The sequence below is a fragment of the Massilia sp. ZL223 genome, from assembly GCF_018119395.1.
Lineage (GTDB): Bacteria > Pseudomonadota > Gammaproteobacteria > Burkholderiales > Burkholderiaceae_D > Telluria.
In genome coordinates, this window is sequence record NZ_JAGPWD010000002.1 from 164,545 (window position 1) to 185,200 (window position 20,656).

Consider the following 20,656-nt stretch of genomic DNA (forward strand, 5'->3'; position numbering starts at 1 on the left):
CATAGACCGAATGGCAAAAGACGACGTCATCCAAATGCAGGGGGAGATTCTCGAGAATCTCCCGAACGCGACCTTTCGCGTGAAGCTGGAAAACGGGCACGTGGTGCTGGGGCATATCTCGGGTAAAATGCGGATGAATTACATCCGCATTCTCCCGGGCGACAAGGTGACGGTGGAACTGACCCCGTACGACCTTTCCCGGGCCCGCATTGTGTTCCGCACCAAGTAAAAAAATCATCAAGTAAACGAACCGAAGAGAGTGCAAAATGAAAGTTAACGCTTCAGTCAAGCGGATCTGCCGCAACTGCAAGATCATCAAGCGCAAGGGCGTGGTCCGTGTGATCTGCGTCGAGCCGCGTCACAAGCAGCGTCAAGGTTAATACGAGGAATATCGAATGGCACGTATTGCAGGGGTTAACATCCCAAATCATCAGCACACTGTTATCGGCCTGACGGCGATCTACGGTATTGGCCGTCCGCGCTCGCAGAAGATCTGCGACGCAACCGGTATCGCGACCAACAAGAAGGTCAAGGACCTGGACGATAACGAACTCGAGAAGCTGCGCGACGAAGTCGCCAAGTTTGTCGTGGAAGGCGACCTGCGCCGCGAACTGTCCATGAACATCAAGCGTCTGATGGACCTGGGCTGCTACCGCGGCATGCGTCACCGTAAGGGTCTGCCGGTGCGCGGCCAGCGTACCCGTACCAATGCACGTACCCGCAAAGGTCCGCGCAAGGCCGCACAATCGCTCAAGAAATAATCTAGGAACCTGACCATGGCCAAGCAACAAAGCAGCGCAGCAGCAGCTCGCGTGCGCAAGAAAGTCAAGAAGAACGTCGCCGAGGGCATCGCCCACGTCCACGCGTCCTTCAACAACACGATCATCACGATCACCGACCGTCAGGGCAACGCTCTGTCGTGGGCTACCTCCGGCGGCGCCGGCTTCAAGGGTTCGCGCAAATCGACCCCGTTCGCAGCGCAGGTTGCTGCCGAAGCTGCAGGCAAGGTCGCTCAGGAGTCGGGCGTGAAGAACCTGGAAGTGCGTATCAAGGGCCCAGGCCCGGGCCGCGAGTCGGCTGTGCGCGCTCTGAACAACCTGGGCATCAAGATCACCGAGATCCAGGACGTCACCCCGGTTCCGCACAACGGCTGCCGTCCGCCGAAGCGTCGTCGTATCTAATACACGACGCACGGGGCCTCGGCTCCGTGGTGTTCCAAAGATTGCCGGTGCAGTTACCCGAAATAGGGTATACTGCCCGGCTCTTGTCGCCTGCCATTTCAATGGCGGGCGATTTGTTTAAGCCACGTCCGGCCAATCGTGGACCGGACTAGCGCCTGGGTGCTCAAGGCACCACTGGGGCGTGATTAATTTATAAAGGTATCTAACGTGGCACGTTATATCGGACCAAAAGCAAAACTGTCGCGCCGTGAAGGCACCGACCTGTTCCTGAAGAGCGCACGCCGCTCGCTCGATTCGAAGTGCAAGCTGGACGTCAAGCCGGGTCAACACGGCGTGAAGTCGGGCGCCCGTACTTCGGACTACGGCAACCAGCTGCGTGAAAAGCAGAAGGTCAAGCGTATCTACGGCGTGCTGGAGCGTCAGTTCCGCCGCTACTTCGCTGAAGCATCGCGCCGCAAGGGCAACACCGGCGAAACCCTGCTGAAGCTGCTGGAATCGCGCCTGGACAACGTCGCTTACCGCATGGGCTTCGGCTCGACCCGCGCTGAAGCACGCCAGCTGGTGAGCCACAAGGCCTTCACCGTGAACGGCAACGTCGTGAACATCGCTTCGTACCAGGTCAAGACCGGCGACGTCATCGCCGTCCGCGAAAAGGCCAAGAAGCAAGTGCGTATCGCTGAAGCCCTGTCGCTGGCTGAGCAAGTCGGTTTCCCGAGCTGGGTTTCGGTCGATGCCAAAAAGTTCGAAGGCACCTTCCGTTCGTTCCCGGAGCGTAACGAGATCGCTGCTGACGTCAACGAAGCGCTGATCGTCGAACTGTACTCGCGTTAATCGACCGCGACAGAACCGACGGCAGTCGGTTCTTGGGCGGTCGTCCCCGCGAAGGCGGGGATCCAAGTTTGCCGGCTATGTCGAGAAACTTGGGTTCCTGCCTCCGCGGGAAGTCGGAGGCGCCAGTGGCGCGTACGACGGGAGAGGTGGTGCGGAAGCAGCAACCTAGGGTTGGCACCGCAAAGAGTCTTCGACTTCCATCATTCCCCTCGCTACCGATTTCGTATCACCGCCTGCTCCCCGCAGGCGTTCTCATTAATGCCATCAGCCTTATCGGTGTAACGAACCGAGGGTATTGAAAAGGACATTTCATGCAAAATAGTCTGTTGAAGCCACGTATCATCGATGTAGAAGCACTGGGCGCCGGTCACGCGAAAGTCGTGATGGAGCCGTTCGAGCGTGGTTATGGTCACACCCTGGGCAACGCGCTGCGCCGCGTCCTGCTGTCGTCGATGGTGGGCTACGCGCCGACCGAAGTGACGATCGCCGGCGTCGTGCACGAGTACTCGTCGCTGGACGGTGTGCAGGAAGACGTGGTCGACCTGCTGCTGAACCTGAAGGGCGTCGTGTTCAAGGTGCACAACCGTGATTCGGTCACCCTGACCCTGAAGAAGGAAGGCGAAGGCGCCGTCCTGGCTTCCGACATCGACCTGCCGCATGACGTGGAACTGATCAACCCGGATCACGTGATCGCTCACCTGACCGCCGGCGGCAAGCTGGACATGCAGATCAAGGTCGAGAAGGGCCGCGGCTATGTGCCGGGCAACGTGCGCCGCCTGTCGGAAGACACCAACAAGACCATCGGCCGCATCATCCTGGACGCCTCGTTCTCGCCGGTGCGCCGCGTGTCCTACGCCGTGGAATCGGCCCGTGTCGAACAGCGTACCGACCTGGACAAGCTGATCATCAACATCGAAACCAACGGCGTGATCACCCCGGAAGAAGCGATCCGCCAGTCGGCACGCGTCCTGGTGGACCAGCTGAACGTGTTCGCCGCCCTGGAAGGCACCGAAGCCGCTGCTGAAGCACCGTCGCGCGCTCCGCTGGTCGATCCGATCCTGCTGCGTCCGGTGGACGACCTGGAACTGACCGTCCGTTCGGCAAACTGCCTGAAGGCCGAGAACATCTACTACATCGGCGACCTGATCCAGCGTTCGGAAAACGAACTGCTGAAGACCCCGAACCTGGGCCGCAAGTCGCTCAACGAAATCAAGGAAGTCCTCGCTTCGCGCGGCCTGACCCTGGGCATGAAACTCGAGAACTGGCCGCCGGCTGGTCTGGAAAAGTAATCCCCGATTTCTGTTTCGCTTTGCAGTACCCCGCCTGGACGCCTTGTCCGGGCGGTTTTAACCCCGAACCGGTCCGCGGTCACGCGCAAGCGTGAACGATCGAAGAACTGGAATTGAAAACACTCGAAAGGATTTACCATGCGTCACCGTCACGGCCTTCGTAAACTGAACCGTACCTCGTCCCACCGTCTGGCAATGCTGCGCAACATGACCGTTTCGCTGCTGCGTCACGAAGCCATCAAGACCACCGTGCCGAAGGCAAAGGAACTGCGTCGCGTTGTCGAGCCGATCCTGACCCTGGGCAAGACCGACACCCTGGCAAACAAGCGCCTGGCTTTCGCTCGCCTGCGCGACCGCGAGATCGTCCAGAAGCTGTTCGCTGAACTGGGTCCGCGTTTTGCTAACCGCAACGGCGGCTACCTGCGCATCCTGAAGATGGGCTTCCGCGTTGGCGACAACGCACCGATGGCCTACGTCGAACTGCTGGACCGTCCGGAACCGGGCACCGCTGAAGAAGCACCGACCGCTGAGTAATCGGCAAGGTCTCTAAGAACCAGGCTTCGGCCTGGTTTTTTTTCGCCTGTCCTTCGCAGCACGCCGGACAGAGCTGACCGCCCAGGACGGAAGCGTTATGCTGATTGTCCACTTGCATTACTGGCCAGGGATCGTCGTGGCAAAGGATGGGGACGTGCCGGTCGGCTCTTGCTTAGTCGGCAGCGGCGACTTCTATTACATCAAAACGAGCGAGGGCCCAGCAGGGGCGCTTTACCGGATCTACCACGATGCGGTGGCTGAGGACGGTTATGACCCTGGCGAGGCGATTGCACTCGTTTTAGGGGCTTATCGAGAACTGCTGGATCACGTCGAGCGACCACAACCGTAAGCGCGTACCAGCCGAGAAGCACATCTATCACCGGTTTCGGAAGAAGCTTTAAGCCTCTCCACAGGCACGTATAGCCCAGCCGGTGTACCATGCCGATGCGCTGTAACAACTCACCCGACACCATGACCCGTTTCTTCGCCAGCCGCTTGCTGCAAGCCTGCCTGACGCTGTTCGCCGCCTTCGTGCTCTTGACCGCCGGCGCCGCCCGTGCCGAGGAAGAATTCCTCGATCCGGCCCTGGCCTTCCGCTTCGCCGCCCGCATGGCCGATCCGCAGACGCTGGAAGTGAGCTACCAGATCGCCGACGGCTACTACATGTACCGCGAACGCTTCGGCTTCAAGGCCGACGGCGCCAGCCTCGGCATGCCGGAGATCCCGCCTGGGAAGGTGAAATACGATCCGACCTTCGAGAAGGATGTCGAGACCCACAAGGGCCTGGTGACGATCCGCATTCCCGTCGAAGGCAGCGGCAACTTCACCCTGACCGCCACCAGCCAGGGCTGCGCCGACGCCGGCCTGTGCTACCCGCCGCAACAACACACGGCGCAATTGAGCGCAGGCGCAGGCGGATCGTCGTCGAGCGCGCCGTCGCTGCCGATCGGCGCCGCTACGGGGCAGGGACCGGCCATGTCGGTCCCACTGTCCTCTACGCCGGCCGCCGAAAGCGCACCCGCCGCCGTCACACCGTCGTCCGCACCGACCGCACCCGCTGCCGCTGCAGGCTCGCCTGCCGCCGAATCCGACATGTCCACCATCGCCGGCATCCTCAACGGCGGCCGTCTGCTGGCCATCATCCCGGCCTTCGTGCTGCTCGGCCTGGGGCTGGCCTTCACGCCCTGCGTGCTGCCGATGGTGCCTATCCTGTCCTCGATCATCGTCGGCGAAGGCCAGCAGGTGCGCCGCTCGCGCGGCTTCGTCCTGTCTCTCACGTATTCGCTCGGCATGGCGATCGTCTACACCACACTCGGCGTCGCAGCAGGCTTGATCGGCGAAGGCCTGGCCGCCGCACTGCAGAACCCCTGGGTCCTGGGCAGCTTCGCTGTCCTCATCGTCGCCATGTCCCTGTCGATGTTCGGCTTCTACCAGCTGCAGCTGCCTGTCGCGCTGCAAACCCGCCTGGCCCACGCATCCGGCCGCCGCTCCTCGGGCAAGCTGGCGGGCGTGTTCGCCATGGGCGCCATCTCCGCCCTGATCGTCGGCCCCTGCGTTGCCGCGCCCCTGGCCGGCGCCCTGGTCTACATCAGCCAGACGCGCGACGTCCTGATCGGCGGCGCGGCCTTGTTCGCCATGGCGATCGGCATGAGTATTCCGCTGCTGCTGGTCGGCGTCTCGGCCGGCTCGCTGCTGCCGCGCGCGGGCGCGTGGATGGAGTCGGTCAAGCGCCTGTTCGGCGTGCTGATGCTCGCCATGGCGCTGTGGCTGGTGTCGCCGGTGATCCCGGCGGCGGCGCAGATGCTGCTGTGGGCGGCGCTGCTGCTCGGTTATGGCTTTTACCTGCTGCGCCACCACCGCCACTGGGCCACGATGGCCGCCGGCGGCGCCTTCGCCGTGCTGGGTGCAATGCAGCTGGTCGGTGTGGCCAGCGGCGGACGCGATGCACTTGCGCCCCTGGCGCACCTGCGCGGCGGCGCCCAGCAGCATCTCGAGTTCAAGCGCGTCAAGAATGTAGCCGAGCTCGATGCGGTGCTGGCCAATACCGGCGGCAAGACTGTCATGCTCGACTTCTACGCCGACTGGTGCGTGTCGTGCAAGGAAATGGAGAAGCTGACCTTCGTCGACCCGGCCGTGCAGGCCAAGTTGGCGAATACCATCCTGCTGCAGATCGACGTGACCGCCAACAACGGGGACGACAAGGCCATGCTCAAGCGCTTCGGCCTGTTCGGACCGCCTGGGATCATCCTGTTCGATAACGAAGGCCGCGAGATCCCGGACAGTCGGGTGATCGGCTACCAAGACGCGCGGAAGTTCCTTACGTCGCTGCAAAAGCTCGGCGGATGAAGCTTGAGAGCAGACTGTAATCGGCCGGTCGCGGACTAAGCATAAGGTGACGAATGCAGAATTTGGACGCAATGCTGGCCTACAAAGCCATGTTTCGCTTCTTGGAAAAATACTATGCTCTGACTAATGTGGACGAGATTGGCGTCCTTCTGGGAAGTATGAGCATGGAAATTTTCCAAGACGAGAAGCCTGCTGACCCTGCCATGTGGGACGACTGGATCGACGCTATACGAGAAGTGATGGCTGAGCGAGGGAGTCAACCCGATCAATAGAAGCAAAAGTCTGCTTTCCGCAGGCGGGCAATGGGCAAGCGTCGGACGTCGAACCCAAGCATGTGATGATCACGACCAGCCCTTTCCGTCGCAACGATTTTGAGTAAAACATGAAAAGCAGTTCAAACACCGGCTTGGTCTATTCCACTGAAAGCGGGCGCATGTGCCCCGAATGCCGCCAGGCCGTCGCGGCGTGCGTGTGCAAGGCCAAGCCCGTGGTCACGGGCGACGGCGTAGTGCGCGTCTCGCGCCAGACCAAGGGCCGGGGCGGTAAATGCGTAACGGTCGTCAAAGGCCTCGCACTCGACGCCAACGCACTGGCCCTGCTCGGCAAACAGTTGCGCACCGCATGCGGTTCAGGCGGCACCGTGAAGGATGGCGTGATCGAAGTGCAGGGGGACCACTGCGACCTGGTCATGGAGACGCTCAAGAAACATGGCCATCATCCGAAGCGCGCGGGCGCTTGAGATTTGCAGGCCTGCAGAGCCCGAATCTTGACGCCGATGCAAGGAGCAGATGAGGGCATGAGTCAGCTGTTGTGGCAAAGCCATACCGACCAGAAGAATTAATTTCCAATACGGAAAGAAAGTGTCTGTACGGACATATTCGTCGAGATAATGGAAGCGAACCTATCTCCGTCGAATCTGCCATGGCCATGATGTTTGAAGAATTCGAATCCTTCGATTCGAGCCCGCCCCCGCGGCCGGCCGAGGCCACTTCGCCGCTGGTCCGGCTGCAATACCTGATCGACAACACCCCGGCGATTGTCTACAGTTCGGTCCCCAGCGGCGATTTCAAGCTGACCTTCGTCAGCAAGAATGCCTACCACGTCCTCGGCTACCAGCCGGAGGACATGCTGGCCGACCCGAACTTCTGGTTCGACCACCTGCACCCGGAGGATGCGCCCAACATCTTCTCCAGCCTCGCCCAGCTGTTCGTCGAAGGCGAGCGCACCTACGAATACCGTTTCCGCACCGCCAGCGGCGAATACCTGTGGATGCACGACCAGCTGCGCCTGATCCGCGACGAGAACGGCACGCCCATCGAGGTGATCGGCTCGCTCAGCGACATCAGCGCGCGCAAGTGCATGGAGCAGGAGCAGGAACGCCTGATCGCACGCTTGCGCGAGGCGCACGACCAGCTGCTCCAGTCCGAAAAGATGGCGTCCATTGGCCAGCTGGCCGCAGGCGTCGCCCACGAGATCAACAACCCCCTGGGCTTCGTGAACAGCAACATGGGGTCGCTGAAAAAATACGTCAACACCTTGCTGGCGGTAGTGGGCGCCCACAACAGGGCCGTCACGCAAATGGCGCCCGGCACCCCGCTGGCGGCGCGCATCGACGCCATTGCGCGCGAAACCGACCTGGCCTTCCTGAAGGACGATATCGGCGACCTGGTGGCGGAGTCGCTCGAGGGACTGAAGCGGGTGCGGGAAATTGTCCAGGCCCTAAAGGATTTTTCGCACGTGGGCGAGACCGACTGGCAACCCGCCGACCTGCATGCTGGCCTCGACAGTACACTGAATATCGTCGCCAACGAGATCAAGTACAAGGCGACAGTCGAGAAGCACTACGGCAGCCTGCCGGAAGTGACATGCCTGCCGTCGCAGCTGAACCAGGTCTTCATGAACCTGCTGGTCAATGCCGCCCATGCGATCGAGGAGCGCGGCGTGATCACCATCAGCACCGGCGTCGACGGCGACTGGGTCTGGGTGGCGATCAGCGACACCGGCTGCGGCATCCCGCCGCAGAACCTGAACCGCATCTTCGAGCCTTTCTTCACCACCAAGCCGGTGGGCAGCGGCACCGGGCTGGGCCTCTCGCTATCCTATAGCACGGTCAGCAAGCACGGCGGACGCATCGATGTCGATTCCAAGCTTGGCGTCGGCACCACGTTCACGGTGCGCTTGCCAGTCGTGCCGCCGGCCAGTGCCGAAGGTGCTTCCGCTGCCGAAGCCTGATTTCCGTTCGGGAAGTAACGCGGGACTACTCAGGCTTGCTGCGCGACCAGTGCAGGGAAGCCGGCTTGCCGGCCGTGCGCCGGCATGCGGTTCGCCGGGCCACGCGCTTCGCTATCGCCCAGCTTGAAAATCGCGACCACGCTACTGAGCTTGTCCGCCTGCGCCTGCAGGGAACCGGCTCCGGTCGCGGCTTCCTCGACCAGCGCCGCATTCTGCTGCGTTACCTGATCCATCTGGCTGATGGCGCGATTGACTTGTTCGATGCCCGCGCTTTGCTCCTGGCTCGCAGCCGAGATCTCGGCCATGATATCGGTCACGCGGTTCACGCTGGTGACGATTTCGTCCATCGTGGAACCGGCATCGGCGACGAGCTGGCTGCCGGCGTCGACCTTGTCCACCGAGTCGCCGATCAGTGCCTTGATCTCCTTCGCCGCCGCCGCCGAGCGCTGCGCCAGGCTGCGCACTTCGGTCGCCACCACGGCAAAGCCCCGTCCCTGCTCGCCGGCGCGCGCAGCTTCCACTGCGGCATTCAACGCGAGGATGTTGGTCTGGAATGCGATGCCGTCGATCACGCTGATGATGTCGACGATCTTCTTGGCCGAGGCATTGATCGACTCCATCGTGTCGACCACCTGCGACACCACCGCGCCGCCCTTGCGCGCCACCGCAGCGGCGGATACGGCCAGTTGATTGGCCTGCAGCGCATTGTCCGCATTCTGTTTGACCGTCGACGTCAGCTGTTCCATCGACGAAGCGGTTTCTTGAAGCGAAGATGCCTGAAGCTCCGTGCGGGATGACAGATTGTGGTTGCCCGAAGCGATCTCGCCGGTCGCAGCGGAGATCGCGCTTGCGCTGAGGCGGACCTCCGCAACGATCTTGTGGAGACTGTCCCGCATTTCGCCCATGGCATGCAGTACGCTCGAGCGGTTGTTCCCATCCGTGTCGATCACGACCGCGAGGTCGCCGGTAGCGATGTGCCTGGCGATAGCGCTCGCCTTGGCCGGCTCGCCGCCGAGCGCCCGCAATATCGCACGCACGATGATCGCGGCAACCAGCACCCCGGTGATGACCGCGGCGGCACACATGGCCACCATCAGCGCCTGGAAACCGCTTGCGACCTCCCGTGCGCGCGCCGACTCGGACTGGTTCGCGTGCTCTTTCAGATCGATATACTTGTTGATCCTGGCCAGCCATTCGACGAAGGCCGGACGCGCGTCCCTGAGCATCACTTCCTTCGCGCGGTCGAGCTCGCCCGCTTCCCGCAATGCGACGACCTGGGAGATCAGCGGCAGTGTGCGGGCTTCGATTTCCTTGATCCCGGCAAGGATTTGCCGCTCTTCGGGGCTGGTATCTCCACCCTCGGCGATCATCTTGTCCAGCAGTACGGCGGACTTTTCATAGTCGGAGGCCAGGCGCGCGATGTCGGCCATGGCCGCCTTCAGTTCGCTGTCGGTGCCGACCAGCGTCACATCGCGCAAACTGATCGCGCGGTCGTGTACGCTACCGCGGAAGTTGATGGCGTAGCGCTGCTTGACGCTGTTGACGTCGCCGATGGTAATCAGGCTGGTGGAAACCGTGTTCACGCGGCTGACGCCGATTGCTGTTAGCACCATCATCAGCAAAAGTATTGCCGCGAATCCGATGCATACCTGCGCCTTGATGGTCATCCCTTTGATTCCTGTGCTGTACATGGTGAGTCCTGAAGGTTGTCTGCTTGTCTTGAAAATAAGTTTGTTGCCGCTTGGAAAATAATATAACATGGCTTTTGTCTTAGACAAATCGAATTTTTGATCTGGAGTGAGCATGGTGCCGATATCTGTAGTCTCAGATGAGACAGGTATTGCCAAGGAAGTACTAAGGAAGTGGGAAACCCGTTACGGTTTTCCACTGCCGGATCGGGACACGGCAGGTAATCGTGTGTATTCCGGAGAGCAGGTGAGCCGCCTCAAGCTGATCAAGCGGCTGCTCGATACCGGCCTGCGTCCGGGCGCGGTGGTGCCCCTGGACGAAACGCAACTGGAAGCGCTGGCCGGTATGCAAAGGCCAGCCGGAGGCGCCGGCGAGGATTGCGAACCGGCGATTGAATTGCTGCGCAAGAAGGACCCGAACCGCTTGCGCGCCCACCTGCAAGCCGAGATGGCGGGGCTGGGATTGGAAAACTTTGTCCTGGATCTTTTGCCCCGGCTGAACATCCGGGTCGGCGAAGCCTGGGCGGATGGCGCGATCGAGGTCCACGATGAACACCTGTACACCGAGATGGTGCAAGCCCTGCTGCGCGAAGCCCTGCAGCGCGCCTACGATCCGCTCGGCTGGCCCCGCGTGCTCCTGACGACGGTGCCGGGCGAACTGCATTTGCTCGGCAACCTGATGGTGGAAACCGCCCTGACGCTTGCCGGCGCGCGCTGCATTTCCCTTGGCGCCCAGTCTCCGCTGGCGGACATCGCCGCGGCGGCCCAGGCCTACGGCGCCGAGATCGTCGGACTTTCCTTCAGTTCCTCATTTCCCCGCAAGACCATCACGCCGCTGCTCAGGCAACTCAGGCAGCAACTGCAAGGCGGCGTTCAACTGTGGGCTGGGGGAGCGGGCGTGGCCGGCATCGATACGGTGCCGAGAGGAGTGCGCATTTTCCGGACACTGGACGAGGCGCGCGCCGCGATCCGGGAATGCCAGGCGCGCAAGGCCTGAGGAAGCGAGCCGGGTCGCAGGGCATGAAAAAAGGACGCCCCAAGGCGTCCTTCGCTGCACAGCGCAGGCCGATCAGCTGTGCATCATGCCGTGACCGCCATGACCACGATGATGACGGCCGCCGCGGCGCTGCTTGGCCTGCTCGTCGAACACCTTGCGCTGCTCGGGGGTAAGGACCGAGTAGAAGCTGTTCAGGGCCGACAGGCGGGCTTCCATGCGGGCGGTGCGCTGCTTCTGGCGTTCGATGCGCATCTGCAGGCGCTGCGGGGCGCTCAGGGTGGCCAGCTGGGCGCGGTCCGGACGGGCCGCACGGTCGCCTTGCTGTGCCGGCTTCATGCTGGCGACAAAGGCGTCCCAGGCCGGCTGCTGTGCCGGAGTCAGCTTGAGCGCGTCGCGCAGCTTGGCCTGGCGCTCGGCGCGCTTCTCGGCGCGCTTGGCCTTGAATTCGGCCATCTTGGCCTGGCGCTGCTCCATGGTCATGGCGTGGCCATGGCGGCCTTCCGCCGGGGCGGGAGCCTGGGTCTGGGCCTGCACGCCAAGGGCGGCGCCGGCCAGGCCGAAAGCGGTCAGGGCGATCACGATGTTCTTGCGGATGGTGTTCATTGCGTTTCCTTCAGGTGAGTTCAGTTGGATGTGCATCTGAACTGCTCGCTGCACAGGACCCATCTTCGCCAAAACTTGTAACCGCCGGATTTCCCCTGTCTCGTACTTTGTATCAATATGTTTCGCCGGTCTCGGCTTATACATACCGATACAAAACGGCTGTCCAGGCTTGCCATAGATGCGGATAATTGCGGTTATGGATAATCCCTCTACGATTTTGATCGTCGACGACGACCGCGACATCCGCAGCCTGCTGGCCGATTACCTCGAATCGAACGGCTACCGCACCCTGGCGGCCGCCGACGGCACCGGCATGTGGAAGTCGCTCGACGAAGCGCGTCCCGACCTGATCGTGCTCGACCTGAACATGCCCGGCGACGACGGCCTGACCCTGTGCCGCAAGCTGCGCGCCACCTCGACCCTGCCGGTCATCATGCTGACGGCCCGCAACGAGCCGCTCGACCGCATCCTTGGCCTCGAAATGGGCGCCGACGACTACCTGCCCAAACCCTTCGAGCCGCGCGAGCTGCTGGCGCGCATCCGCAGCGTGCTGCGCCGCTCGCACGCCATGCCGTCCAATTCGCCGTCCGAGAACGTGCAGCAGATGAAGTTCTCCGGCTGGACCCTGGACCTCACCGCGCGCCACCTGGTCAATCCGCAAGGCGTGGTCATCATGCTGTCGGGCGCGGAATTCCGCCTGCTGCGCGTGTTCCTGGAACACCCGAACCGCGTGCTCAACCGCGACCAGCTGCTCAACCTGACCCAGGGCCGCGACGCCGACCCCTTCGACCGCTCGATCGACATCCAGATCAGCCGCCTGCGCCAGAAGCTGGGCGAAGACGCGCGCATGCCGCAGATCATCAAGACCGTCCGCAACGGCGGCTATGTGCTGGCCGGGCAGGTGACGGTGGAGCCGGCAGCGTGAAGGCTTTCCTCGGCTCGATGACCGGCCGCGTGTTCGTCACGCTGCTGCTGGGCATGGTGATCTCGGCCGCACTGACCCAGCTTGCCGCCGACCACGAGCGCCTGCGCCAGTTCGAACAGCAGCGCGACCAGCACCTGCTCGAACGCGCCGAACAGCTGGTGATGGCGACCGAGATCGTGCCGGCCTCGGCGCGCATGGTCTACCTGTCGGTGGCCAACCGCCCGGGCCTGCGCCTGGAAGTGGGCACGCCCCAGCCGGTGGCCGGCGCCCACACCTGGTTCGCGCGCTCGCTGGCCACGCGCCTGGGGCCGGGCTACACGATCACCTCGGCCGCCAACCGTCCGCCCTCGTGCGAGCTGCCCAACCAGCAGCCGGTGCTGTACGGGCTGATGTATGCCCAGTGGCGCGGCGCCTGCGAGCTGCTCAACGTGCGCCTGCGCGACGGCGCCGAGCTGCGCCTGTCGGTGCTGCCGCCGCGCCCGTCCGCCGGCGGCTTCGATCCCGAATACCGTACCGTGATCATTCCTTTCCTGCTGAGCATTGCCCTGCTGGCCTATGCGGTGGCGCGCATGACCACCCGCCCGCTCAAGCAGCTGGCCAAGGCGGCCCAGGACCTGGGCCACGACATCAACCGCGCGCCGCTCGCGCTGACCGGCGCCAGCGAGATCCGCCAGGCTAGCGCCGCCTTCAACGCGATGCAGGCGCGTATCCGCCAATACATTTTCCAGCGCACCCAGATGCTGGCCGCCATCACCCACGACCTGCAGACTCCGCTGACCCGCATGCGCCTGCGCCTGGAGAAAGTGCCCGACGCCGAGCTGCAGGAACGCCTGATCGGCGACCTGTCCGCGATGCAGGAAATGGTGCGCGAGGGTCTGGTACTTGCGCGTAGCATGGATACCACCGAGACCATGCAATTGCTCGATCTCGATTCGCTGCTCGAGGCGGTGTGCGCGGACGCCAGCGACGCCGGCCAGCAGGTGGGGCTGAGCGGCCGCGCCGGCATGGCGCTGCTGGGCCGTCCGCTGGACCTGCGCCGCTGCCTGGGCAACCTGATCGACAACGCGGTCAAGTATGGCCGCGAAGCGCGGGTGAGCGTCGACCGCATCAATGGCGCCGCGCGCGTGCGCATCCGCGACAGCGGGCCGGGCATTCCCCAGGCCGAGCTGGGCCGGGTGTTCGACCCGTTCTACCGCGTCGAGACTTCGCGTTCGCGCGAGTCCGGCGGCACCGGACTGGGACTGACGATCGCGCGCAACATCGCCGAGCAGCACGGCGGCAGCATCGCGCTGGCGAATCATCCGGAAGGCGGTCTCGAGGTCACCCTCATGCTGCCGGAGTACTATCCAAATAAATAGGCCTGAAACACAGGCTTGCGAGAATGCGGCGCCCGCGGGCTGCCGCGTTCGCGCGTCAATGATTAGCAAATAACAGTGCCGCCGGGCAGGTGGCCAAGGGACAGGAATGAAAAAGAAGAATGTCGGACTGATTACCGGAGCTGTCGCGCTGGCGCTGGCTGGAGCGTGGTACGTGAACCAGGGCGGCGGCGCGCATGCCGAAGGCAACGGCAAGGGCTCCGGCAAGGGCGGCCCGGGCGGCCAGCCGCCGGTCACCGTCAACGTGGTGGCGCCTCAGCGCCAGGACGTGGGCGTGGAGCTGAGCGCCAACGGCACCGTCACGCCGCTGCGCACCGTCGACCTGCATCCCCAGACTTCCGCCACCATCCGCCAGGTGCACATCAAGGAAGGCGACTTCGTCAAGGAAGGCCAGCTGATGTTCTCGCTGGACGACCGCGCCGACCGCGCCAACGTGGCCCGCGCCCAGGCCCAGGTGGCGCGCGACCGCGCCACCCTGGCCGATCTCGAACGCCAGTACAAGCGCAGCCAGGAACTGGTGGCCCAGAAATTCCTGGCCCAGAGCGCGATGGATTCGCTGCAGAGCCAGGTCGAAGCCCAGCGCGCCCTGGTGCAGAGCAATGCCGCGGCGGCGCGCGCCAGCCAGGTCGCCGCCAGCTATACCTCCATCCGCGCGCCGATGTCGGGCCGCGTAGGCGCCATCGACGTGCATCCGGGCGCCCTGGTGCAGCCAAGCACCTCGCTCACCACCGTCACCCAGCTCGACCCCATCAACGTCTCCTTCACCCTGCCGGAGTCGGCGCTGGGCGCGCTGCTGGCGGCGCAGAAGCAGGGCGCGGTCGAAGTGCGCGCCAGGGCCGGCGACGAGGCGCCGGCGGTTGCCGGCCGCCTGAGCTTCATCGACAACGCCGTCGACCCGCAGGCCGGCACCATCCGCGTGAAAGGCGAGTTCGCCAACCCGGCCGCGAGCCTGTGGCCGGGCCAGTACGTGACCGCGCGCGTCACCGTGCAGACCCTCAAGGACGCGATCGTGATCCCGCAGTCCGCCATCATCAACTCGGCCAGCGGTGTGTTCGTGTACGTGGCCGGCGAGGACAACGCGGCGCGCCAGGTGCCGGTCAAGCGCCTGCATGCCTTCGGCGACTACGCCGCGGTGACCGGCCTGGCCGGCAACGAAAAAGTCATTACCGAGGGCAAGCAGAACCTGCGTCCGGGCGGCAAGATCCGCCTGGCGGGGCAGGGCAAGCCGGGTGACAAGGCTGCGGCGCCGAAAGCGAAGAAGGAACAGGCATGAATCTGTCCGAACTGTGTATCCGCCGGCCGGTGATGGTGGTGCTGCTGTCGATCAGCCTGGTGCTGGTCGGCGTGCTGGCCTACCTGCACATCCCGGTCGCCGCGCTGCCGAGCTATAACACGCCGGTCATCAACGTCAACGCCAACCTGCCGGGCGCGAGCCCGGAAACCATGGCGTCCTCGGTGGCCCTGCCGCTCGAGAAACAGTTCTCCACCATCGCCGGCATCAACCTGATCACCTCGACCAGCACCCAGGGCAATACCAACCTGACCCTGGAATTCGACACCAGGATCGACGTCGACCGCGCCGCCGTGGACGTCCAGGCCGCGCTGCTGGCGGCCCAGCGCCAGCTGCCCCAGGAGATGACCGACCTGCCGTCCTACCGCAAGGTCAACCCGGCCGACGCGCCGATCCTTTTCATGCACGTGACCTCGCCCTCGATGGACTTGTCGCAGCTGAACGATTACGCCGAAAACCTGATCTCGCCGGCGATCTCGACCGTCGCGGGCGTGTCGCAAGTGTCGATCAACGGCCAGAAGCGCTTCGCCGTGCGGGTGCGCGCCAAGTCCGACCTGATGAACGCGCGCAATATCTCGATGGACGAGCTGGCGGCGGCCCTGCGCGCGGCCAACTCGAATACTCCGCTGGGCATCCTCGACGGCCCGACCCAGACCCTGACCATCCAGGGCGGCGGCCAGCTGATGCGCGCGGCGGACTTCGCCGGCCTGATCGTCGCCACCCGCGACGGCCTGCCGGTGCGCCTGCGCGACGTGGCCGAAGTCGAGGACAGCTACCAGTCGGTCAAGGCCGCGGGTAGCCTCAACGGCGAGCGCTCGATTTCCCTGATGGTCCAGCGCCAGCCCAACGCCAACACGGTGCAGGTGGTGGACGCGGTGCGCGCCCTGATCCCGCGCTTCGAGCAGCAGCTGCCGGCCTCGATCCAGCTGCACCTGGTGAACGACCGCTCGGTCTCGATCCGCGAAGCGATCCACGACGTCAACCTGACCCTGGCCGGCACCGTGGTGCTGGTGATCCTGGTCATCTTCCTGTTCCTGCACCGCCTGGCCGCCACCTTCATCCCGGCGGTCACGGTGCCGATCTCGCTGCTGGGTGCGCTGTCGCTGCTCTACGCCTTCGGCTATAGCCTGGACAACATCTCCCTGCTGGGCATCACGCTCGCGGTCGGCCTGGTGGTCGACGACGCCATCGTGGTGCTGGAAAACATCGTGCGCCACATGGAGATGGGCAAGAAGCCGATGCAGGCGGCCCTGGTCGGCGCGCGCGAGATGGGCTTCACCATCGTCTCGATCTCGATCTCGCTGGTGGCGGTGTTCATCCCGATCTTCTTCATGCCGGGCGTGATCGGCCTGCTGTTCCGCGAATTCGCCGTGATCGTCGGCCTGGCGGTGCTGGTCTCGGCGGCGGTCTCGCTGACCCTGGTGCCGATGCTGTGCTCGCGCCTGCTCAAGGGCGGCGGCCACGTCCAGCCGCACGAGATGTCCTGGATCGGCCGCCGCTTCGAAGCCATGTTCGTCAACGTGCGCGACGCCTACGGCCGCACCCTCGACATGGCGCTGCGCCACCGCTTCCTGGTGCTGATGCTGGCGCTGGGCACCTTCGTGCTCACCGCCGTGCTCTACATGACCATGCCGAAGGGCTTCTTCCCCGAGGAAGACATCGGCCAGATCCGCGTGACCGTCGAGGCATCGGAAGACACTTCCTCGGCCAAGCTGGCGGAACTGCAGGGCAAGGTGGTCGATATCATGCGCACCAGCCCTTACGTGCAGGACACGACTTCCTTTACCGGCGGCGGCAACACCGGCCGCATGTTCCTGGTGCTCAAGCCGCGCAGCGAGCGTCCGCCGATGCCGATCGTGGTCGACGAGCTGCGCAGGGCGACGCGCCAGGTGGCCGGCGTTCAAATCTTCCTGTCGCCGGTGCAGAACCTGCAGCTGGGCGGCCGTCCGAGCAAGAGCCGCTACCAGTACACCCTGCAGAGCGTGTCGGGCGGCGAGATCGGCGACTGGGCCGAGAAGTTCCTGGAGCGCATGCGCGCCGACCAGCGCTTCCGCGACGTCACCAGCGATTCGCAGAACAAGGCGCTGCAGGCCACCATCGACATCGACCGCGACAAGGCTGCGCTGCTGGGCGTGGAGATGGCCGACGTGCGCACCGTGCTGTACGCCTCCTTCGGCGAGCGCCAGGTCTCGACCATCTACTCGACCGCGGCCAGCTACTACGTGATCCTGGAAGCGGCGGCCTCGGACCGCTACTACGACGAAGCGCTGTCGCGCGTCTCGGTGCGCTCGAACAACGGCGACCTGGTCAAGCTGTCCAGCTTCGCCACGGTCAAGCGCACGATGGGCCCGCTGGCCGTCAACCACCAGGGCCAGCTGCAGGCGATTACCCTGGCCTTCAACCTGGCGCCGGACGTGCCGCTGGGCGACGCCACCGCCGCCATCGAAGAGATGGCGCGCGAGATGAAGCTGCCGGCCTCGATCATCACCAACTACGGCGGCGATGCGGCGGTGTTCAAGGACACCCAGTCGAGCCAGCTGATCCTGATCCTGGCCGCGATCGGCGTCATCTATGTGCTGCTGGGCGTGCTGTACGAAAGCTATATCCACCCGCTCACGATCCTGGCCGGCCTGCCGTCGGCGGCCGTGGGGGCGCTGCTGACCTTGTGGCTGTTCAACATGGACCTGACCCTGATCGCGATGATCGGCATCCTGATGCTGATCGGTATCGTGAAGAAGAACGCGATCATGATGATCGACTTTGCGCTCGAGGCCCAGCGCAGCCAGGGATTGAAACCCCAGGACGCGATCCGCGAGGCCTGCATCCTGCGCTTCCGTCCGATCCTGATGACGACCCTGGCGGCCATGATGGGCGCGCTGCCGATCGCGCTGGGCATCGGCGCCGGCGCCGAGCTGCGCCAGCCGCTCGGCCTGGCGGTGGTGGGCGGCCTGATCTTCTCGCAGGTGATCACGCTCTACATCACCCCGGTCATCTATCTGTACCTCGACAGGTTCAGCGGTACCGGTCCCATGACCGACGAGCAGCTGGCCAAGCTCGAAGCCGTGCATTGATGCGAAGGGCCGGCATGGACTCCCATGCCGGCCGGTATTCGGCTGCCGGAAACATCTTGTAACATCCTTCAAGCTTGCACGACGGTAATCTGAGCGGCGCATCAGGTGCGCCGCGCAGCCAAAACGGTTAGACTGCGCTTTTCTGCCGCTAAATAGACGCCGCTCCAGGAAACCGTACGACCTTGCGTGACCATTCCCATATCTATGACGAGGACAGCGATGTGTGCGCGCATTGCGGCCAGCCGCTGCCGTCGCGCCAGACGCTGACCTATGGGCGCCGGGGACCGAACCGGCTGGCGCTGGCGGGCACGATCGGGCTGCACCTGCTGCTGGTGGCGATTTACCTGTTCAAGCCGGAAGACCAGGAGAAGCGGGCGCGTCCGGCATCGGACAAGGAGACCGACGTGGTCTTCGTCGCCCCCATGCAACAACCGAAGGCTGCGCCGCGCCAGCAGGCGCCGAAGCCGGTTCCCAAGCCGACCCCGAACAAGACCACGCCGCGTCCGCAGCCCGAGCGGGTGCAGGTGCAGCGCTTGCCGGACACCATCACCTTGCCCGACGAAAAGCCAGAGCCGCCCAAGCCGCAGCCGCAGCCGCAGCCGAAGACCGAGGTGCCGCCGGAGATGGACATGGCCGCCTACATCGCTTCGCGCCGCAAGCAGCGCGGGGCGACGACCGGCAGCGACGCGCCCGTCGAGGAAAGCGAAGCCGCGCGCGGCGAAGCCCGGGCGCTGGCCAACATCGCCGCCATCAACGGCCGCGGGCGCGACGACCGCAACGAGACCGGGGGCATTTTCTCGGTGTCGAACAAGACCTTCCACAGCATGGACCTGCGCTTCCGCGGCTGGAATCCCAACTTCAAGCGGCGCTGGCTGACCCAGGTGACGGTGGAGCAGGGCAGCGAGCGCGATGTCGAGACGGCGGTGGTCAAGAAGATGATCGAGCTGATCCGCCGGGAAAAGACGGGGGACTTCGAGTGGGATTCGCATCGGCTGGGCAGGGTGGTCAAGCTGAGCGCGCGGCCGCAGGATACGGAGGAGTTGACGGACTTCCTGTTCAAGGAGATGTTCCCGGAGTACAAGCCGCCGAGGGGGTAGTGGCTGATCGGGCAAACTTGGGTCCCCGCCTTCGCGGGGATGACGTTGGTTAATCAGCGATTCATTTAGCAGCACGACTTCGGACACGTGCCTTAGCACGTCATTCCCGCCACTGGCGGCAATGACTCCCCGCGAAGGCGTGGACCCAAGTTCCCAAGCAAGCCAGTAACTCACTCCCCACCCAAGGTCTTCAACCCCGCAATCCCCACAAAGATCAAGCCCATGCACAGCAGCCGCGCCAGCGTCAGCTGCTCGGCAAAGAACACCGCCCCCGCCAGCGTCACCCCCACCGCCCCGATTCCGGTCCACACCGCATACGCCATCCCCAGCGGCAAGCCGCGCAGCGCGCTGGCTAGCAGGTAAATGCTGCCCAGCGCCGCCAGCACCGCCAGCAAACTGGGCCCCGGCCGCGTCCACCCTGCGGACGACTTGAGCGCGAAGGCCATGACCACCTCGACCAGCCCGGCCGCCAGCAGCAAGGTCCAGGCAAGGACATTAGACATGCGCTTCCTCCCGCGCCTTGCGCATGCCGCGCTGCACCGCCGGCCGTTCGCCGACCCTGTGCAGCCAGTCCGCGACCGCCGGATAAGCGCCGATAGCTATCCCCAGCTCCGCATGCGTTTCCATCCAGGGATAGAAGGCCATATCCGCAATCGTGTAGCCGTCGCCCGCGATGTGGCGCGACTCGCTCAGCCGCCGCTCGAGCACGCCATAGATGCGCTGCGTCTCGCGCGTATAGCGCTCCAGCGCCATCGGGTTCGGCTCGGGCGCCGCGTGCCGGAACCACCACAGCTGCCCCAGCATCGGTCCCGCGCTCGCCGCCTGCAAGAACAGCCATTGCAGCACCAGATCCCGCTCCGGCCCGTGCGCCGGAAGCGCCTTGCCCGCCGCGTCGGCCAGGTGGATGAGGATGGCGCAGGACTCGAACAGGCTCTGCCCCGTCCGCTCGTCGGTGAGCACCGGGATCTTGTTGTTCGGGCTGAGGCGCGCGAACGCGGGGGCGCGCTGCTCGCCGGCGTTCAGGTTGACGAAGCGGCGCTGGTAGGCGAGCCCCAGTTCTTCGAGGGCGATGGTGATCTTCTTGCCGTTTGGGGTGTCGGCCAGATAAACGGTGTACATGTCAGGCTCCTTCAGGTTTAGCAATGCCTGACAGCCTAGCTTGTGCAAGAATGGCGAACAATTCGACGTTTTCGCA

22 protein-coding genes are annotated in these 20,656 nt (G+C 64.3%); 18 read left to right on the plus strand and 4 right to left on the minus strand.

Annotated features, from left to right (window positions below; genetic code table 11):
* Positions 1-10: 10 nt before the first annotated feature.
* From infA to KBW95_RS02260, 12 genes are all read left to right on the plus strand, one after another.
* Complete coding sequence (gene infA, locus KBW95_RS02205; protein WP_005663428.1) at positions 11-229, plus strand: translation initiation factor IF-1; 219 nt, start codon at positions 11-13, stop codon at positions 227-229.
* Between the two features lie 37 nt (positions 230-266).
* Positions 267-380, plus strand: a complete 114-nt coding sequence (gene rpmJ, locus KBW95_RS02210; RefSeq protein ID WP_005663407.1) for a 50S ribosomal protein L36 — start codon at positions 267-269, stop codon at positions 378-380.
* 15 nt (positions 381-395) lie between these two features.
* Complete coding sequence (rpsM, locus tag KBW95_RS02215; protein WP_036208931.1) at positions 396-761, plus strand: 30S ribosomal protein S13; 366 nt, start codon at positions 396-398, stop codon at positions 759-761.
* A 15-nt stretch (positions 762-776) separates the two neighbouring features.
* Positions 777-1,181 (plus strand): 30S ribosomal protein S11, encoded by a 405-nt coding sequence (rpsK, locus tag KBW95_RS02220; RefSeq protein ID WP_005663404.1) that lies wholly within the window; start codon positions 777-779, stop codon positions 1,179-1,181.
* Positions 1,182-1,388: 207 nt separating this feature from the next.
* Entirely contained in the window at positions 1,389-2,012 is a 624-nt protein-coding gene (gene rpsD / locus KBW95_RS02225) for a 30S ribosomal protein S4 (RefSeq protein ID WP_211519056.1), read from the plus strand.
* 311 nt (positions 2,013-2,323) lie between these two features.
* Entirely contained in the window at positions 2,324-3,301 is a 978-nt protein-coding gene (locus tag KBW95_RS02230; RefSeq protein ID WP_005663401.1) for a DNA-directed RNA polymerase subunit alpha, read from the plus strand.
* Between the two features lie 138 nt (positions 3,302-3,439).
* Entirely contained in the window at positions 3,440-3,835 is a 396-nt protein-coding gene (rplQ, locus tag KBW95_RS02235; protein WP_211526684.1) for a 50S ribosomal protein L17, read from the plus strand.
* A 97-nt stretch (positions 3,836-3,932) separates the two neighbouring features.
* Entirely contained in the window at positions 3,933-4,184 is a 252-nt protein-coding gene (locus KBW95_RS02240) for a hypothetical protein (RefSeq protein WP_211527375.1), read from the plus strand.
* 122 nt (positions 4,185-4,306) lie between these two features.
* Entirely contained in the window at positions 4,307-6,181 is a 1,875-nt protein-coding gene (gene dsbD / locus KBW95_RS02245) for a protein-disulfide reductase DsbD (protein ID WP_211527376.1), read from the plus strand.
* A 53-nt stretch (positions 6,182-6,234) separates the two neighbouring features.
* Positions 6,235-6,453: a hypothetical protein gene (locus KBW95_RS02250; RefSeq protein ID WP_211527377.1), complete on the plus strand. Its 219-nt coding sequence runs from the start codon at positions 6,235-6,237 to the stop codon at positions 6,451-6,453.
* Between the two features lie 110 nt (positions 6,454-6,563).
* Complete coding sequence (locus tag KBW95_RS02255) at positions 6,564-6,920, plus strand: translation initiation factor Sui1 (RefSeq protein WP_211527378.1); 357 nt, start codon at positions 6,564-6,566, stop codon at positions 6,918-6,920.
* Positions 6,921-7,111: 191 nt separating this feature from the next.
* Positions 7,112-8,413: an ATP-binding protein gene (locus KBW95_RS02260; protein ID WP_211527437.1), complete on the plus strand. Its 1,302-nt coding sequence runs from the start codon at positions 7,112-7,114 to the stop codon at positions 8,411-8,413.
* A gap of 29 nt (positions 8,414-8,442) precedes the next feature.
* On the opposite strand, the gene KBW95_RS24780 is transcribed toward KBW95_RS02260, so the two are convergent.
* Complete coding sequence (locus KBW95_RS24780) at positions 8,443-10,080, minus strand: methyl-accepting chemotaxis protein (protein ID WP_211527379.1); 1,638 nt, start codon at positions 10,078-10,080, stop codon at positions 8,443-8,445.
* Between the two features lie 136 nt (positions 10,081-10,216).
* Here KBW95_RS24780 and KBW95_RS24685 point away from each other — a divergent pair, with 136 nt between their 5' ends.
* A complete protein-coding gene (locus tag KBW95_RS24685) occupies positions 10,217-11,098 on the plus strand; it encodes a MerR family transcriptional regulator (RefSeq protein ID WP_211527380.1) in 882 nt (293 codons plus the stop codon).
* Between the two features lie 72 nt (positions 11,099-11,170).
* Here the strand turns inward: KBW95_RS24685 and KBW95_RS02275 are convergent, their stop codons facing one another.
* Positions 11,171-11,701 (minus strand): Spy/CpxP family protein refolding chaperone, encoded by a 531-nt coding sequence (locus tag KBW95_RS02275; protein ID WP_211526919.1) that lies wholly within the window; start codon positions 11,699-11,701, stop codon positions 11,171-11,173.
* A 196-nt stretch (positions 11,702-11,897) separates the two neighbouring features.
* On the opposite strand from KBW95_RS02275, the gene KBW95_RS02280 reads away from it, so the two are divergent.
* The 5 genes from KBW95_RS02280 to KBW95_RS02300 all read left to right on the plus strand — a co-directional run bounded on the left by KBW95_RS02280 (position 11,898) and on the right by KBW95_RS02300 (position 19,461).
* Positions 11,898-12,626 (plus strand): response regulator, encoded by a 729-nt coding sequence (locus tag KBW95_RS02280; protein ID WP_211526918.1) that lies wholly within the window; start codon positions 11,898-11,900, stop codon positions 12,624-12,626.
* Positions 12,623-13,984: an ATP-binding protein gene (locus KBW95_RS02285; RefSeq protein ID WP_211527381.1), complete on the plus strand. Its 1,362-nt coding sequence runs from the start codon at positions 12,623-12,625 to the stop codon at positions 13,982-13,984. The genes KBW95_RS02280 and KBW95_RS02285 overlap by 4 nt, the downstream gene beginning before the upstream one ends.
* 106 nt (positions 13,985-14,090) lie before the next feature.
* Complete coding sequence (locus tag KBW95_RS02290; protein WP_211527382.1) at positions 14,091-15,275, plus strand: efflux RND transporter periplasmic adaptor subunit; 1,185 nt, start codon at positions 14,091-14,093, stop codon at positions 15,273-15,275.
* The gene (locus KBW95_RS02295; RefSeq protein ID WP_211527383.1) at positions 15,272-18,364 is read left to right on the plus strand and encodes an efflux RND transporter permease subunit; all 3,093 of its coding nucleotides are present in this window, start codon (positions 15,272-15,274) and stop codon (positions 18,362-18,364) included. The genes KBW95_RS02290 and KBW95_RS02295 overlap by 4 nt, the downstream gene beginning before the upstream one ends.
* Positions 18,365-18,546: 182 nt before the next feature.
* On the plus strand, positions 18,547-19,461 hold the full coding sequence (locus KBW95_RS02300; protein ID WP_211527384.1) for a hypothetical protein: 915 nt from the start codon (positions 18,547-18,549) through the stop codon (positions 19,459-19,461).
* A gap of 170 nt (positions 19,462-19,631) precedes the next feature.
* On the opposite strand, the gene KBW95_RS02305 is transcribed toward KBW95_RS02300, so the two are convergent.
* The gene (locus KBW95_RS02305) at positions 19,632-19,964 is read right to left on the minus strand and encodes a multidrug efflux SMR transporter (RefSeq protein ID WP_211527385.1); all 333 of its coding nucleotides are present in this window, start codon (positions 19,962-19,964) and stop codon (positions 19,632-19,634) included.
* Complete coding sequence (locus KBW95_RS02310) at positions 19,957-20,580, minus strand: glutathione S-transferase family protein (RefSeq protein WP_211527386.1); 624 nt, start codon at positions 20,578-20,580, stop codon at positions 19,957-19,959. The genes KBW95_RS02305 and KBW95_RS02310 overlap by 8 nt, the downstream gene beginning before the upstream one ends.
* Between the last annotated feature and the right edge of the window lie 76 nt (positions 20,581-20,656).